Consider the following 14,554-nt stretch of genomic DNA (forward strand, 5'->3'; position numbering starts at 1 on the left):
GCACGAGCGAATCACTTCGTTGCATTAATCAGCGTTTTCCTAGAATCACATGGCACTTTCTTAAGTTTTGCAATATTTCGATGCCCCCCTGAATCACAGCATCAGGTTGGGGGTGATTCAGCTCCGCGGCAATTTGTTGCAGCGCCATCCGTCCCGGCACAGGATCATCGCCGGAAAGCAATTGCAGCAACCGCGCAGTGACTGGGTTGATTTCGATAAAACGCACGTCAAAACCAGTGTCGCGATAAACAATCAAATGGGTTGGTTTGTCATCGGCTTCCTTGGGTTGAAAAGCCGGACCGATTCTATGCACGGGGAAGCGGTAGCTCAATGGCCAAGCTAACGGTGAAATAACAGGGACTCCCTCCAACAGATCGCCATCAACATCCATTTTCGTTGCGTCAATTTTTTCGTCCAGCAACGAAAGTGCTAACTCGACCCACTCATAATGCGCCAGCTCGAGCAGAAAAGGCGGATCATCCGGTTGCGGCTTGCGTTCATGCTCCAGATATTTCAAGAACTCGCGCGGCATTTCCGGGAACAGCGGTGTATGCGATAGGTGATGGGCGAAATAATCCCGGATCATGGTATGCCAGCGCGCATCCGGCATGATTTGCCGCAATACCGGAAACGTGTTGGCGATAAAATCCTCCACGTTGTTATAAAACAATTCGCGATAGATTTTCATGCGCCGATCTTCGATCCCATCCGGGCAAGGATTTCTCTCCGGATCGCGGATATGCGCTGCAAAAGCATACTGCTGCCGCACAAAATCGGGACGATTAGCCGTGTTGTACGTGCTCATCGGTTTGGTCCTGCCATTTGGATTGCAGTGTGCGAATGACGTCCACTTCTTGCAGCAGCTCCGCCAGCGGCGGCAAATTAAAATCGCGTTCCAACAAGGTTGGAATAACACCAAAATGTTGATATGTTTTTTCGAGTAATTGCCAGACCGGATCGACGACATCCGCGCCATGCGTATCCACAATCAGATCCTCGGCTTCCTGGTAGTGTCCGGCAACATGAACATAGCGAATGCGCGATGCGGGTAGCTGTTGCAGAAATTTTTCGGCATCGTAGCGATGGTTGATGCTGTTCACATAAATATTATTAACGTCCAGCAGCAAGTCGCAATCCGCCTCGTGCAGCACGGCGTTGAGGAAATCAATCTCGTTCATCTCCTGACCTGGCGCCGCATAGTAGGAAACATTCTCCATTGCAATACGCTGTTCCAGGATATCCTGCACTCGCCGGATGCGCTCCGACACATAGCGCACCGCGTCTGCGGTAAAGGGGATCGGCAGCAGATCGTACAGATGCCCGTCGTCGCTGCAATAACTCAGATGTTCACTGTAATAGCGGATTTGATGCTCGTGCAGAAAACGCTTCAGCCGTTGCAGAAATGCTTCGTCCAATGGCGACGGCCCGCCGATCGAAAGCGATAGTCCATGACAAATAAAAGGAAATTTCTCGGTCAGCTCACGAAACTGTTTTCCATACCGTCCGCCGACACCGATCCAGTTTTCCGGAGCAACTTCCCAGAAATTCACCGGCTGCGTGGTTTGATCCGCCAGCGCACCGAGCAGTGAACGCCGCAGACCCAAACCAGCACCATGAACTGGATAACACAGACCGTTCATGGTTTTCACGGATTACTTCTTATTCGCTCCACACTTACCTTCACCGCATTTACCTTCTTGCTCGGCCTTCTTGCCCCCGCATTTGCCTTCCATATTTTGTTTCATTTCTTTTTTACCGCCACACTTACCTTCACCGCACTTGCCTTCCATATCTTGCTTGGTTTCCTTGCCGCCGTCTTGCGCCGGTTTATTCGCGCCGTTGGCATCGGCCAATTGCATGTAGCCGCCTGATAATTCATTCATCGCAAATGGGTTGGCAACGGTGTCAGCCGACAGATTGCTGGCCGCCAAGCTGGTGACTAATGCGGTGCTTAATGCCAGTGAAACGGGTTTCATTAATTTTTTCGACATTGATTATTTTCTCCATAAAAATTGATCGTAACTGCAAACACCAATGATAACGCCAAATCGGCGCGAAGTCGCTCGTTTCTCCCGCTCAGTCTGAACGGCGCTCGCCATGCATAACACCACTAGCCGCCAATACCGGCTAAAAACCAGCACATCCCATTTTTACGCGGCCAGCATCAATCTGGCCTATCTTACTTTTGTTGCCTGCGCCTCTCTGATAAACTCAGCGCTTCGAAAAATATTATAAAAATATGCCAGTTAACTAAGGAGCTCCGAATGTTTGACAAACCCAACCAGCTTGTTTTTTACATCAATGCCGCAATCTTTGTCTTTGGTGTATTGGTTGCACTGCTGACGAAATTCATCGTGATTGCACTGATCGTTGCAGTCTGCGCCGCGTTGCTGATTTACGAGCAAATCAGACAAAACAAACACGCGTTTTCCATCGCGGATTTAAGAAAAATACTGACGGTGCACGATACTTGCGGGAAAAAAGCGACATTGACGCAAACACAAATGACCACCGCATGTCATGTTGATAATTCAGAATACTGGTTTAAAAATATCCGCTCGATCGGCAGCATCAGCAATTTCCGCATCAATAACACCGAGCCAGCTGAACTGCGAAAAGAAAACGACAGCTATCAAGTCTGCATGAAATTCCCGCCGGAATTAAAAGTCATCAACGGTTCCGATTTAACCCTCACATATCAATGCGAAGGCGCTTTCACACAGAACGAAGGCATACTCTCCCATGTCGTCGACGATGACACGAAACGATTACGCCTGATCGTTGAATTACCCGAAGGACGCGCCATTTCAACCGCCCGTTTTTTCAGCATCCATGACGGCAAAGAAGAAGCTCTGCTACCACCCGTAATCACCGGACAAACCATTGAAGCGGATATCAAAAACCCGAAACGGGGAGTGGAATACTGCCTGCAGTGGAGCTGGGAAGAAGAAGGCTTGATCAAAAAAGTAAGCTGCATGTTCTAAGCGGCCATCAAATCGTCATCCTGCCCGTTTACAGTAACAGGATTGGATCAGCAGAACGATTACTTGAATTTCCAACCGGGCAGATCGGATTTCTCAATCCAGTCTGCCCAGCTTCTCACCACCGCCTTGATCGCTCAAACATCGCAAACCATTGAATCTTCTTAAAGCACTCGCTGCGGTCAGCAGCATGACTTTCATATCGCGCATTCTCGGTTTTGTGCGCGATATCATCATCGCGCGGATTTTTGGCGCGGGTATGGAAACGGATGCTTTCTTTGTCGCATTCCGTATTCCGAATCTGCTGAGGCGGATGTTTGCCGAGGGTGCGTTTTCTCAGGCGTTTGTGCCGATTCTCGCCGAGTACAAGAACAATCGCACCATTGAAGAAACCCGCGGCCTTATCGATCAAATCACGATGCTGCTAGGCACCATACTGTTTTTCATTTCGCTGGCCGGTATTTTTGCGGCGCCGCTGATCATTTATGTCAGCGCGCCCGGTTTCTCCGCCGATCCGGATAAATTCCAGCTCACCGTTCAGCTGCTGCAAATCACCTTTCCGTATATTTTATTTATCTCGTTGGTGGCACTAGCCGGGGGGATTCTCAACACTTACGGCAAATTCAATGTACCCGCCGTTACTCCGGCGCTGCTGAATATCGCATTTATCGGTTGCGCGGTATGGTTGACGCCGCTCATCGATCCGCCGGTTCTAGCGCTGGCTTGGGCGGTTTTTATCGGTGGCATTTTGCAGCTGGCGTTTCAAATACCCTATCTGTTGCGGCTCAAACTTATGCCGCGCATCCGCTTCAAAAATCCCGACACCGGTGCGTGGCGTGTGATCAAACTGATGGGCCCAGCCATTTTCGGTGTCTCGGTTAGCCAGCTCAGCCTGTTGATCAATACGATTTTTGCCTCGCTGCTGGTTACCGGCAGCGTCTCCTGGCTGTATTACGCCGACCGGCTGATGGAATTTCCCGCCGGTCTGCTCGGTGTCGCGCTCGGCACCATCCTGCTGCCATCGCTGGCAAAGCATTACAGCAATAACAGCAACGACGAATACTCCCGCCTGCTCGATTGGGGTCTGCGCATGACCATGCTGCTGACGCTCCCGGCCGCACTGGCGCTCGCCTTGCTGTCGGTGCCGCTGATCACCACACTGTTTCACCACGGCGCATTCACCGAACACGACGTATGGATGACGCGCGAAGCGCTGGTCGCATACAGCGTCGGCTTGCTCGGCATCATCTTGGTAAAAGTGCTCGCCCCCGGATTCTACGCCCGCCAGAACATCAAAACACCGGTAAAAATCGCCATCATCACGTTAACTGCAACGCAACTGATGAACCTCGCCTTCATCGGTTCACTCCAGCATGCCGGATTGGCGCTGGCCATCGGCTTGGGCGCATGTCTCAACGCCGGATTGCTGTTTTACCAATTGCGCAAACAGGAAATCTATCAACCACAGCCCGGCTGGCTCATCTTCTGTGTGAAAATATTGCTGGCATTAGCGGCAATGGGTGCTGTGTTATGGTTTGCAGCGGGAAGCGATGCCTCATGGCTGACCGATTCGACACTGACACGTGCCGGCCGGTTAAGCTGGGTAGTTGCAGCTGGCGCAAGCAGCTATTTTGCCGCGCTCTGGCTGCTGGGATTCCGCCTGAGAGACTTCACTCAGCGGCAGGCGTTGTAATCCGCTTAGCCGATGCAGCCAGCTCTATGGGCTGATGCTAGACTTTGAGAGATTTGGCACAATTCTTTAATCAACTTTCGCCCCAGTATCGCGCGACAAAATCTACTTCAGTTCAAGCGCATTCAAGTCCATATAAGGGAGCAACATGATTGCAGAAGACACAAAGCAAAGCAGCAAAGTCGGTTTAAACTTTCAAGTTGATTCCCGCATCGCCACTTTGCTCAGTCAGGAATACACATCATCCGAACGCGCAATAAAAGAGCTGATTGACAACGCCTGGGATGCCGATGCTGAAAATGTTTCAGTAACGCTTCCCAAACCGATGAGTAGCGAACCCATCATTATTCAAGACGACGGTAGTGGTATGACGGAAGAGGAGCTACGTCGTCACTATCTATTCATAGCCAGTGATCGGCGCTCACGCCGCGGTGAGCGTACTACAGGAAAAAAATCGAAGAATCAAAGGGCGCAAAGGTATTGGAAAATTTGCCGGTCTCATGGCCGCATCGGTGATGAGCCTACAAACCCGAGCTCGAGGACGTCGATGCAGTTTCATTTTACGCTTGCAAGACTTGGCCAATGTCGAAGACATTGAGCAACTACAAATTGACTTCCAAATTGAACCATGCAATCCCGAACTTCATGGCACTACGATTACACTTACCGATTTGCACCAAGGGTTGGTTTACCCAAGTGCCAGTAAACTACGTCAAGTATTGCTACAGGATTATGGACGTCAAGATGACTTTATCATCACAATTAATGACAAACAGCTTGATGTTGATGACATATCTGGCTCTTACGTCGAAACCGAACAGGAATTACCTTCTGTAGGCAAAGTCCGTCTCCGATTCTCATTAAGCGACGGCAAAACCGGCTTACGTCAGCCTGGAATCACTCTTCGCGTTGATGGAAAATCAGTTGGTCGACCAGGATTCTTCGGTTTAGATGAACAAGACGATTTTCCTAAAAAGCTCTTACGTAAACTATTCGGAGAAGTAGAAGCCAACGGTCTACGCGATCATATCACTGCCGGTTGGGATGCTCCGGTAGAAAATAGCGAATTATTGAAGATCGTCGAAAGCTTTGTTCAACCAATTCTGCGTGATGCATTTAGTCAGCAATACCGCCGTGAGATACAACTTGCCCAAGCTCGGTTAAAAAGAAATATTCTTGAGCGTCTAGCTACCTTACCCGAGCATAAACGCAGTTTCGCAGATCGTGCAATCAAGAAAGTGCTCGATAAATATTATGGTGAGCCTGAAAGCAAGGTTGAACCGATTGTCTATGTGCTACTTGAGGCTTTGGAACGCTCTGATTACCGCCTTCTTCTCGAGCATATCGCTGATGCCAAGTCGAGTGATGTTGCAGGTATCGCAGATAACCTGAATGAATTTGGCTTAGCTGATATGGCTTTTCTAGTTCAGCAAGCTACCGCTCGGCAAGTTATTCTCGATCAGCTTGAAGCGTTGGCACGTGACGACACAACCACAGAGGCGATCTTGCATAAAGCCTTGGAGCGTAACCTCTGGGTGTTGGGAAATGAATACTCCTTATTCAGCTCAAACACCACGTTACGACGGCAAATAGAAGTTTTTCTCGGCAAAACCTACACCGGTGCCAAAGCCGATAATCGCCCAGATCTTGTACTGAGTGAGAATTTGAGTGGCGAATATCTATTAATCGAATTCAAGAAACCAAAACATGAGCTCAATCACGATAACTATGTTCAGGCGATTAGCTACCGTCACGAATTGTCCAAGGATCTCAATTCTCAAATTCGAGTGTTGTTGATCGGTGGCAGACGTTCATCAAATTTTCCTACCAGCAATATAGAGCCCCAAGTAGAAACGCGGCTTTATAATCAAGTAATCTCTACAGCTCGCAAGCAAATTGAATGGCTATTGAGAATGGGTAAAGAGCAAAATGATGGCTGATTCTCCTCTTTTCTCTTAATGGCGATCGTGAGCCATGATAAGAATAAACAATTAACGAGTTAATTAGACAATGCGCTACTTAAACTGATTTTGTGTTTGAAATCCCATCTTCTCGCTAACACCCCCAAACACCCAAATCACTTGTAATCCCCTCTTGATTGGTTTAACGTCTCGATTGGTAATCGATTAACCCGCTGAACGCGGCAGCAAGGGCGAAACGCTATGTTCAATTTAGGTTCCATGCTCAATCTGGGTTCGACCGACCCGGTTATCGGACGGGCGCACACCATCGTGTCCTGCTCGGCTGCGGAGCTTTTCCAATATATTGGCGCGGGCCTATTCGATAACTATCCCAAGTGGTCTCCGGAAGTGAAAGAGCTGGAGCAAATTACGCCCGGTCCCGTCCAACTCGGAACGGAAGGGCGGCAGGTGCGGGTTGATCAGGGTCGGCGTTCGGAATCGAAGTTTAAAATTTCCGCCTTTGAACCGGGTCAGCGCATCACATTGGTTGGTGTATCCGACCCTTTCCGCTGCACTTATGAATTACAGGAAATCAGTCCGGCGCAATCCACCAAATTGACATTTTCTTTTGAGTTGCTGGAAATTCTGGCGATTATGCGTCCTTTTGAAGGATTGGTGCGGGTTGCCATCAAAGATGGTGCGGGCAGAACAGTACAAAACATCAAGCGCTTGGTTGAGGCGAAGCAATCATGAAAATTCCCGCTCGTCCGCAACCGCTTTGGCTGATGATCTTCACTGCAATCCGCTTAATGTCCAAGGAGAACTGATGACACAACATACCTCTTCCAATATTCAAATGCCGCGCGTCGATGATCGTCCGGTATGGGATGTGGTGTTCGCGGTTTATGGTTATCCGGCTTTATTGCTGGCGCACCGGCTCAAAGTCTTTGCTTTGCTGGAGGATAATCCGCGCACTTTGACGGAGATTTGCGATGCGCTCAATATCAAGCCACGCCCGGCGGAAGTGATCCTGACGGTCGCTACCGCGCTGGGTTTTTTGTCGCTACAGCAGGAGCGTTATGCGCTCACTGCGGTGGCGGAAGAATATTTGTTGCAGAAAAGCCCCAATTACTTCGGTTTTCTCTGGGATCTGATGATCGACAATTATCAGGTATGCTCCATTACAAGCCTGGAAAAAGCCGTCATGACCGATTCACCGCAAACTTACGGCGGCGGCGATATTTATCAATCGCACGAAGAACAAGTCGAGCTATTGCATCGCTTCACCAGCGGCATGCATAGCATGAGCATGGCTTCCGCACTGGTTTGGCCGGGGGTTTTAGATTTTTCCCGGCACCGCGTGATGCTGGATATCGGCGGCAGTTCCGGCGCGCATTCCATCGGCGCGACTTTGCGATTGCCTAATCTGCAAGCGATTGTTCTGGATTTTCCACAGGTATGCGAAGTGGCCGAAGGATACATCGTGGAATACAACCTGCAAGAGCGCATTAAAACCTGCGGCGCGAATATCTGGAACGATCATTGGCCATCCGCCGATCTGCATTTCTTTTCCAACATGTACCATGATTGGCCGCCGGAGAAATGCCATTTTCTGACCGCGAAAAGTTTCCGGTACTTAGAATGCGGCGGACGTATCGTGATTCATGAGATGCTGTGCAACGACGATAAAACAGGCCCGTTTGCACCGGCCGCGTTCGGCATGATGATGATGGGCTGGACGGAAGGAAAGCAATACTCCGGTTTGGAACTCTCAACCATGCTGAAAGAAATCGGCTTTGAGGACATCCAAATCCATAAAGCTTCTGGTTATTACAGTATCGTAACCGGGCGAAAGCCTTAATTTCGGGTCATTGCGCTATCCGTCTGCGCAGCTAGGCTTTTCGCTAGATTTATAAGTAATTCCGAATCTTCGAGTCCGTCGAGAAAGTGCTGAGGGATACCAGCCAGTCCCACCTGAGCACCAACGAGCGCACCGGTGAGACTCGCACGCGCTTGATTCTGCCCTCCGCCATTGACGGCATGCAGCACGGCAGACTCAAAATCATCCCGGAATCGAGCGGCAAGATAATACACCGCAGGCAGTTGATGATAAATCGCGCACGGCATGCCATAGACGATCGACACCTTCCACGCCGGTTCGATGCGGATATCTTCGTCCACTGCCGCTTGGGCCATATAAGACGGTGTCAGCAATGCATCCGGTGATGCAAAACGCCCGGCACGCGGCGGATCGGGATCGCCTGGGCGCGGTGGTTGCAAATCGCCGAGGGTAACAGCATGAAAGGGCAGTTTCCCGGTTTTCACCAGTTGCATCAATTTTCCCGACAACGCCGCATCCAAAGCATGCCCTTGCACCAGCATACTCAGCACAGCCGCGTAGGCAACGGTCATTGAAATTACCGTATCGTCAATCTGGGTCAGGTGAGTATTGTTTGCGACTGTGGCAGCCAGTTCGGCTGGCTGGAAAGCATAGCGGACAGCAAGTGCCAGTGTGCGCTCAATCGCTTCAGTGGTATCCGCATGCCCGCCGGTTTTCCCCCATGGCAGCTTTTGTTCTACCCGGCAGCGCCATGCATGACGAATCGATTGACAGGTATAGCCACCCGGCCCGGCCATCGGGGTGCCATCAAGCAATGGAAAAAGCTGTTCGTCCAACCGGCGGCAAAAATCGGCTTCGTCGTATCGGCCGTTTTCAACGAGAGAACGCAACATGTGCGTGAGGACAATGCCTGATTGGGAGAGCTGACCGGCCTTGCGCCCGCTATGGTAGCGCCCCGGTTTGGGATCGGTATAGGTGGTGATCCATTCCCCGTAATCACGCCGCAGTTCGGCGAGATCGTAGTACCAATGAGGGCCGAGCGCCAGAGCATCACCGATAAAAGCCCCCATAATGGCACCCGCGGCGCGTTCCTGGGTAGTCGTGTGCGACATGAAACCTCCTTGACCGGTGAAACGCTACGGCAACACTTGTTATGCTGCTGAAATCATGGACAACTGCGGCGCCTTCGGTTTGTTACAGGTGCATCTTAGCTGTGCTAGCCGCAAAAAAGCTTCAAAGCAGCGATTTATTCCAGCGATATCCCCGAAGACTGGGTTTTATCATTTTTAATCAGCGCATACGCCGAATGATTATGAATCGATTCAAAATTCTCCGACTCAACCACATAGGCATCGATTCGTTCATCGCGATTCAACACTTCGGCGATATCCCTGACGATGTCTTCGACAAATTTGGGATTGTCGTACGCTTTTTCGGTCACGTATTTTTCGTCCGGCCGTTTCAGCAAACCATATAGTTCGCACGACGCATTTGTCTCGGCAATCCGGATAACATCCTCAATCCATACAAAACTGTTGGTGCGTACGGAAATCGTCACATGTGAGCGCTGATTATGCGCGCCGTAATCGGATATTTTCTTCGAGCACGGACAAAGGCTGGTGACCGGAATGATGACTTTCATAGTGAACAGGTATTCACCATCTCTAATTTCACCAATAAAGGTCACTTCGTAATCCAACAAACTTTTGACCTGAGAAACCGGAGCGGATTTATTGATGAAATACGGAAAGGACATTTCAATATGACCCGAGTCCGTTTCCAGCTTCTGAATCATTTCCCGCAAGATAACCTGGAACGATTCAACGGAAATTTCCCGTTCATGGCTATTGAGGATCTCGACAAAGCGGGACATGTGCGTGCCTTTGAAGTTATGCGGCAAATTCACGTACATGTTAAAAACCGCGATGGTATGTTGCACACCATCGCTTTTATCCGCCACAACCACGGGATGACGTATGGCTTTAATCCCTACCCGGTCGATCGCAATGCGCCGGGTATCGGGCGAGCTTTGCACATCGGCAATCGGCAAATCTATCTGTTTATTCATGTCTCTCTCCTGTGCGATGAGGAATTCATTCCTGGCAACATCGAATCAAATATTCAGCCGATCCCAGAAACGTTACGCAGGCAAAATTGCTCGCACTGATTTAATAATACCGTCTTTATCCAACCCGCAATCCGCCAGCATTTGCGCATGATCGCCTTGGTCGATAAAAACATCCGGCAAACCCAGTTGCAGCACCTTAACATTGATCCGCTGACTGTTGAGCGATTCTGTTACAGCACTTCCAGCGCCTCCCAGAACCGTATTCTCTTCCACAGTCACCAGCACATCGTGGCTGGCTGCCAATGATGCCACCAAATCATCATCCAAGGGCTTGATAAAGCGCATATTAGCGACTGTCGCATTCAATTCTTCCGCTGCGTTCAAACACGGTGTCAGCATGCTACCAAACGCCAGTAACGCAATCTTTTCCCCTTGGCGGCGGATTTCCCCCCGGCCTATGGGCAACGCCTGCATGTCCTTTTGAATCTTCACGCCCGGCCCGGTTCCCCGCGGATAACGCACCGCCGACGGTGTATCCAGTTTAAAAGCAGTATACAACATCTGCCGGCACTCATTTTCATCCGCCGGTGCCATGACGGTCATATTCGGAATACACCGCAGATACGACAAATCAAAGCTACCCGCATGCGTCGGCCCATCCGCGCCCACCAAGCCGGCCCGGTCAATGGCAAATACCACCGGCAGATTCTGGATGGCGACATCGTGAATCAGCTGATCGTAAGCACGCTGCAAAAAAGTCGAATAAATCGCCACTACCGGTTTTAAGCCGTCGCATGCCGCACCCGCGGCGAAGGTGACGGCGTGTTGCTCGGCGATACCGACATCAAAATAACGTTCGGGATATTCCTCTGAAAAACGCACCAATCCCGAGCCTTCGCGCATCGCCGGGGTAACGCCGATCAAGCGGGAATCCTGCGCTGCCATATCGCACAACCAATCACCGAATATCTGCGTATAGGCCGGTTTTCCAGCCGACTTAGCGACAATGCCTTTTTTCGGATCGAATTTTCCTACGCCGTGGTACAGAATCGGATCTTCTTCGGCTACTTTGTAACCGGCGCCTTTGCGAGTCACCACGTGCAGAAATTGCGGGCCGTCCAGTTGTTTGATGTTGTTCAGCGTGGTAATCAAGACATCCAGATCGTGACCGTCGATCGGGCCAATATAATTAAACCCGAATTCTTCGAATAAAGTACCCGGCGTCACCATGCCTTTGACATGCTCTTCGGCGCGTTTGGCCAGCTCCAGCACCGGCGGTACTACCCCCAATACCTTTTCTCCGGCGCGCCGTGCCGTGGCGTAGAAACGTCCGGACATCAGCTTGGCCAGATAATTGTTCAATGCACCGACCGGTCGCGATATCGACATATCGTTGTCATTCAGGATAACCAGCAAATTCGCGTCCATCACACCGGCATTGTTCAATGCTTCAAATGCCATCCCGGCGCTCATGGCGCCATCGCCAATGATCGCGATCGCACGCCGGTCGGTATGATTCAAACGCGCGGCAACCGCCATGCCCAGTGCGGCGCTGATCGAAGTGCTGGAGTGCGCGGTACCAAAGGCATCGAATTCACTCTCGTCACGGCGCGGAAACCCGGCAATCCCGCCGTGCATGCGCAGCTTGCTCATCCCATCGCGCCGTCCCGTCAGAATCTTGTGCGCGTAAGTTTGATGCCCCACGTCCCAAACCAGCTGGTCGTGCGGCGTATTAAAAACATAGTGCAACGCAACGGTTAATTCAACCGTACCCAGATTGGAGGACAAATGCCCGCCGGTTTTTGCTACCGATTCGACAAGAAAGTCACGGAGTTCCTTGGCAAACTGCGGCAATTTCTTCTGCTCCAGTTCGCGTAACTGGGATGGCGAGTTAATGGTATCTAACAGTGGATACATTCAAGACCTGAGAATAAAAAAGAAAGAAGAAAAACTTAGAATTTACGTTTAATTATAAAATCGGTTACCTGACGCAATCTTGCCGCCGCTTCACCAAAACCATCCAGCGCTTGATCGGCGTCGTGCTGCAATTTTTCCGCCAGCTCACGCGCCTGACTGATCCCCAGAATGCTGACATAAGTCGGTTTATTGTTTTCCGCGTCCTTACCGGCGGTTTTGCCCAATGTGGCAGTCGTCGCCTCGGCATCCAGCAAGTCGTCGACCACCTGGAACGCCAAACCGACACACTTGGCAAAATGATCCAGCTTGCTTAGTTGTTCATCATCCAAACGGCTGCTGCAACGCGCGCCCAGCATCACCGCTGCGCGAATTAACGCGCCGGTTTTATGGATATGCATGAATTCCAGCTCCGGCAGGCTGAGCATTTTGCCGACACTATCCAAATCAAACGCCTGTCCGCCCGCCATGCCGCGCGAACCCGAAGCCAGTGCTAATTGCGTAATCATTTCCAGTTGCGCTTGTGGTGTATCCGCCAAACGCTTTTCCGCCAACAGTTCAAAAGCCAGTGTTTGCAAACTATCGCCCGTCAACAGTGCAGTTGCTTCGTCAAATTCAATATGACAGGTCGGTTTACCGCGCCGCAACACATCATCGTCCATACACGGCAGGTCGTCATGCACCAACGAATAGGCATGGATTAATTCCACCGCCGCTGCTGCGACTGTTACGCGCTCTACATCCGCTGCCGCGAGTTCACCTGCTGCAAATGACAACAGCGGACGGACTCGTTTGCCGCCGCCCAGTACGGAATAACGCATGGCTTTATGCAATCGCACCGGAACGCAATCGCTCGCGGGCAGTCTCGCATCCAGAAACGTTTCAATCCGTGCCTGACAACCGCTTGCCCAACTCTGAAAATCAACGCTCATCGCTATCGGATCTAGTGAAGTTTTTTAACATACCGGCTTCCAGCACGCGTACCTGCTGTTGCGCGCCTTGTAGTTTATTTTGACAATATTGCAACAACTCCGCTCCCCGCTGATAGGCTGCCAGAGATGCTTCCAATGACATTTGCCCCGCTTCCATGGCCGTCACGATTTTCTCCAATTCAGCCGACGCCGCTTCAAAGCTCTCCGGTTGTGGCGGCGCAGCCTGTTTAGATGATTTGGTCATAAGACGTCCAAGCCAGCAAGAAACTCATATGAAGAATAATAAGTGGTTTTATTACAAAAAAACAGACAAAAATAACGCAATTAGCAGTATCAGGTCAATTCAAATTTAGAAATGACGATCATCATACCTTCTTGAAGCCGGGAACAACGACTCAAGAAGCCGCTCAAATCACCGGTTACCTGTGATTGCAGTTATCTCAGGAAAATTGATCGCGGTTTCTCGATGACTTGTTTGCAATGTCAGTCGCGCACGGCAATCATATTGATCCATGCATATTACTATGGCAAGATACGGGCCTTGGATGGCATCATCGAAACCGGTAAGCATATGTGATGAAATAAAAATGACTGCTTGCCTATTTTGATCGCCACACCCGCTTATTTCAGCAATATTCTTGGTAGCGGTTCCCAGTATAAGAACCTATTCTATTTTTTCTAACGCACATTAATTGAAAATATCGTGAACGAAAGCCTTGATCAAATCGCCTCATATTTTGAAACCGTACCGCTATGGCCCTTTGTCTTATTTGGTTTACTAGGGGTAGTCGCCATCATGGTGGATATCGTTAACCGCAAGCGCCGCGCTATGGCCATCGAAAATTTCCGCTATACCATCGAAATTGAATTGGCCGATATGTACCCGCAGCACAAACGCTGGCCACCTAACATCAATCATTATCTGACATCCCGGTTGCCGGAAATGTATCAAAATTTTGAAGTGCTGCGCGTTTTCATCCGGCAGGATCATTTACTAAAATACAACACGGATTGGAACAATTTCCGCGACTTCTGCCGCACGCTTACCGATGAAAAGATCGCCGCAGCGGAACAGAACGCTACAGGTCAATCCGCCAGCAACGAACCTGATCCCAAAGCCGTTTTTCATCAACTGATATCAAATTTACTGAAACATACTGAAAAGTAGGAATTTCCGGCGTCACCGGTCAGAGCAGCAAATCGGCATAAATTTATAATTCTTTTTCAC

Annotated in this window: 15 protein-coding genes; 7 read left to right on the top strand and 8 right to left on the bottom strand. The window is 50.2% G+C overall.

Going from position 1 to position 14,554, the window contains the following annotated elements:
* Positions 1 to 28 precede the first annotated feature (28 nt).
* From BLU57_RS03900 to BLU57_RS03910, 3 genes are read right to left on the bottom strand one after another with little or no spacing between them, the layout of a single operon-like run.
* Positions 29 to 805, bottom strand: coding sequence for an HvfC family RiPP maturation protein (locus BLU57_RS03900; RefSeq protein ID WP_090316480.1), 777 nt, complete (start codon positions 803 to 805; stop codon positions 29 to 31).
* The gene (locus BLU57_RS03905; protein ID WP_090316483.1) at positions 783 to 1,640 is read right to left on the bottom strand and encodes an HvfB family MNIO-type RiPP peptide maturase; all 858 of its coding nucleotides are present in this window, start codon (positions 1,638 to 1,640) and stop codon (positions 783 to 785) included. The genes BLU57_RS03900 and BLU57_RS03905 overlap by 23 nt, the downstream gene beginning before the upstream one ends.
* 12 nt (positions 1,641 to 1,652) lie before the next feature.
* Positions 1,653 to 1,991 carry an HvfA family oxazolone/thioamide-modified RiPP metallophore gene (locus BLU57_RS03910; protein WP_090316486.1) on the bottom strand — a complete coding sequence of 113 codons (339 nt, stop codon included), beginning with the start codon at positions 1,989 to 1,991 and terminating at the stop codon, positions 1,653 to 1,655.
* A 273-nt stretch (positions 1,992 to 2,264) separates the two neighbouring features.
* On the opposite strand from BLU57_RS03910, the gene BLU57_RS03915 reads away from it, so the two are divergent.
* The 6 genes from BLU57_RS03915 (at position 2,265) to BLU57_RS03935 (ending at position 8,433) form a co-directional block, all read left to right on the top strand.
* A complete protein-coding gene (locus BLU57_RS03915) occupies positions 2,265 to 2,984 on the top strand; it encodes a hypothetical protein (RefSeq protein ID WP_090316489.1) in 720 nt (239 codons plus the stop codon).
* 151 nt (positions 2,985 to 3,135) lie between these two features.
* Positions 3,136 to 4,674, top strand: coding sequence for a murein biosynthesis integral membrane protein MurJ (murJ, locus tag BLU57_RS03920; protein WP_090316492.1), 1,539 nt, complete (start codon positions 3,136 to 3,138; stop codon positions 4,672 to 4,674).
* Positions 4,675 to 4,819: 145 nt separating this feature from the next.
* Positions 4,820 to 5,269 carry an ATP-binding protein gene (locus tag BLU57_RS16410; RefSeq protein ID WP_256206100.1) on the top strand — a complete coding sequence of 150 codons (450 nt, stop codon included), beginning with the start codon at positions 4,820 to 4,822 and terminating at the stop codon, positions 5,267 to 5,269.
* Complete coding sequence (locus BLU57_RS03925; RefSeq protein ID WP_256206099.1) at positions 5,172 to 6,611, top strand: DUF4263 domain-containing protein; 1,440 nt, start codon at positions 5,172 to 5,174, stop codon at positions 6,609 to 6,611. The genes BLU57_RS16410 and BLU57_RS03925 overlap by 98 nt, the downstream gene beginning before the upstream one ends.
* A gap of 222 nt (positions 6,612 to 6,833) precedes the next feature.
* Positions 6,834 to 7,325: an SRPBCC family protein gene (locus BLU57_RS03930; RefSeq protein ID WP_090316495.1), complete on the top strand. Its 492-nt coding sequence runs from the start codon at positions 6,834 to 6,836 to the stop codon at positions 7,323 to 7,325.
* 73 nt (positions 7,326 to 7,398) lie between these two features.
* Entirely contained in the window at positions 7,399 to 8,433 is a 1,035-nt protein-coding gene (locus BLU57_RS03935; RefSeq protein WP_090316498.1) for a methyltransferase, read from the top strand.
* Here BLU57_RS03935 and BLU57_RS03940 read toward each other — a convergent pair.
* The 5 genes from BLU57_RS03940 to BLU57_RS03960 all read right to left on the bottom strand — a co-directional run bounded on the left by BLU57_RS03940 (position 8,430) and on the right by BLU57_RS03960 (position 13,570).
* Positions 8,430 to 9,524, bottom strand: coding sequence for an ADP-ribosylglycohydrolase family protein (locus tag BLU57_RS03940; RefSeq protein WP_090316501.1), 1,095 nt, complete (start codon positions 9,522 to 9,524; stop codon positions 8,430 to 8,432). The two genes, BLU57_RS03935 and BLU57_RS03940, sit on opposite strands and share 4 nt — an antisense overlap.
* Before the next feature lie 134 nt (positions 9,525 to 9,658).
* A complete protein-coding gene (gene folE2 / locus BLU57_RS03945; protein ID WP_090316504.1) occupies positions 9,659 to 10,480 on the bottom strand; it encodes a GTP cyclohydrolase FolE2 in 822 nt (273 codons plus the stop codon).
* Positions 10,481 to 10,552: 72 nt separating this feature from the next.
* Positions 10,553 to 12,397 carry a 1-deoxy-D-xylulose-5-phosphate synthase gene (dxs, locus tag BLU57_RS03950; RefSeq protein ID WP_090316507.1) on the bottom strand — a complete coding sequence of 615 codons (1,845 nt, stop codon included), beginning with the start codon at positions 12,395 to 12,397 and terminating at the stop codon, positions 10,553 to 10,555.
* A 35-nt stretch (positions 12,398 to 12,432) separates the two neighbouring features.
* Positions 12,433 to 13,326, bottom strand: a complete 894-nt coding sequence (locus BLU57_RS03955; RefSeq protein WP_090316510.1) for a polyprenyl synthetase family protein — start codon at positions 13,324 to 13,326, stop codon at positions 12,433 to 12,435.
* Complete coding sequence (locus BLU57_RS03960) at positions 13,316 to 13,570, bottom strand: exodeoxyribonuclease VII small subunit (protein WP_090316513.1); 255 nt, start codon at positions 13,568 to 13,570, stop codon at positions 13,316 to 13,318. Before BLU57_RS03960 ends, BLU57_RS03955 begins: the two co-directional genes overlap by 11 nt.
* A 459-nt stretch (positions 13,571 to 14,029) precedes the next feature.
* Between BLU57_RS03960 and BLU57_RS03965 the strand changes: the two genes are divergently transcribed.
* A complete protein-coding gene (locus BLU57_RS03965) occupies positions 14,030 to 14,494 on the top strand; it encodes a hypothetical protein (protein ID WP_256206098.1) in 465 nt (154 codons plus the stop codon).
* Positions 14,495 to 14,554: the final 60 nt, after the last annotated feature.

Source organism: Nitrosomonas oligotropha (assembly GCF_900106555.1).
Lineage (GTDB): Bacteria > Pseudomonadota > Gammaproteobacteria > Burkholderiales > Nitrosomonadaceae > Nitrosomonas > Nitrosomonas oligotropha_A.

What these genes read in the sequence shown, in the direction of transcription:
- BLU57_RS03940 (WP_090316501.1), bottom strand. Translation starts at nt 9,524, where the DNA reads ATGTCGCACACGACTACCCAGGAACGCGCCGCGGGTGCCATTATGGGG.
- folE2 (WP_090316504.1), bottom strand. Translation starts at nt 10,480, where the DNA reads ATGAATAAACAGATAGATTTGCCGATTGCCGATGTGCAAAGCTCGCCC.
- BLU57_RS03955 (WP_090316510.1), bottom strand. Translation starts at nt 13,326, where the DNA reads ATGAGCGTTGATTTTCAGAGTTGGGCAAGCGGTTGTCAGGCACGGATT.
- BLU57_RS03935 (WP_090316498.1), top strand. Translation starts at nt 7,399, where the DNA reads ATGACACAACATACCTCTTCCAATATTCAAATGCCGCGCGTCGATGAT.
- BLU57_RS03900 (WP_090316480.1), bottom strand. Translation starts at nt 805, where the DNA reads ATGAGCACGTACAACACGGCTAATCGTCCCGATTTTGTGCGGCAGCAG.
- BLU57_RS03925 (WP_256206099.1), top strand. Translation starts at nt 5,172, where the DNA reads ATGGCCGCATCGGTGATGAGCCTACAAACCCGAGCTCGAGGACGTCGA.
- BLU57_RS03930 (WP_090316495.1), top strand. Translation starts at nt 6,834, where the DNA reads ATGTTCAATTTAGGTTCCATGCTCAATCTGGGTTCGACCGACCCGGTT.
- BLU57_RS03960 (WP_090316513.1), bottom strand. Translation starts at nt 13,570, where the DNA reads ATGACCAAATCATCTAAACAGGCTGCGCCGCCACAACCGGAGAGCTTT.
- dxs (WP_090316507.1), bottom strand. Translation starts at nt 12,397, where the DNA reads ATGTATCCACTGTTAGATACCATTAACTCGCCATCCCAGTTACGCGAA.
- BLU57_RS03905 (WP_090316483.1), bottom strand. Translation starts at nt 1,640, where the DNA reads ATGAACGGTCTGTGTTATCCAGTTCATGGTGCTGGTTTGGGTCTGCGG.
- BLU57_RS16410 (WP_256206100.1), top strand. Translation starts at nt 4,820, where the DNA reads ATGATTGCAGAAGACACAAAGCAAAGCAGCAAAGTCGGTTTAAACTTT.
- BLU57_RS03915 (WP_090316489.1), top strand. Translation starts at nt 2,265, where the DNA reads ATGTTTGACAAACCCAACCAGCTTGTTTTTTACATCAATGCCGCAATC.
- BLU57_RS03910 (WP_090316486.1), bottom strand. Translation starts at nt 1,991, where the DNA reads ATGTCGAAAAAATTAATGAAACCCGTTTCACTGGCATTAAGCACCGCA.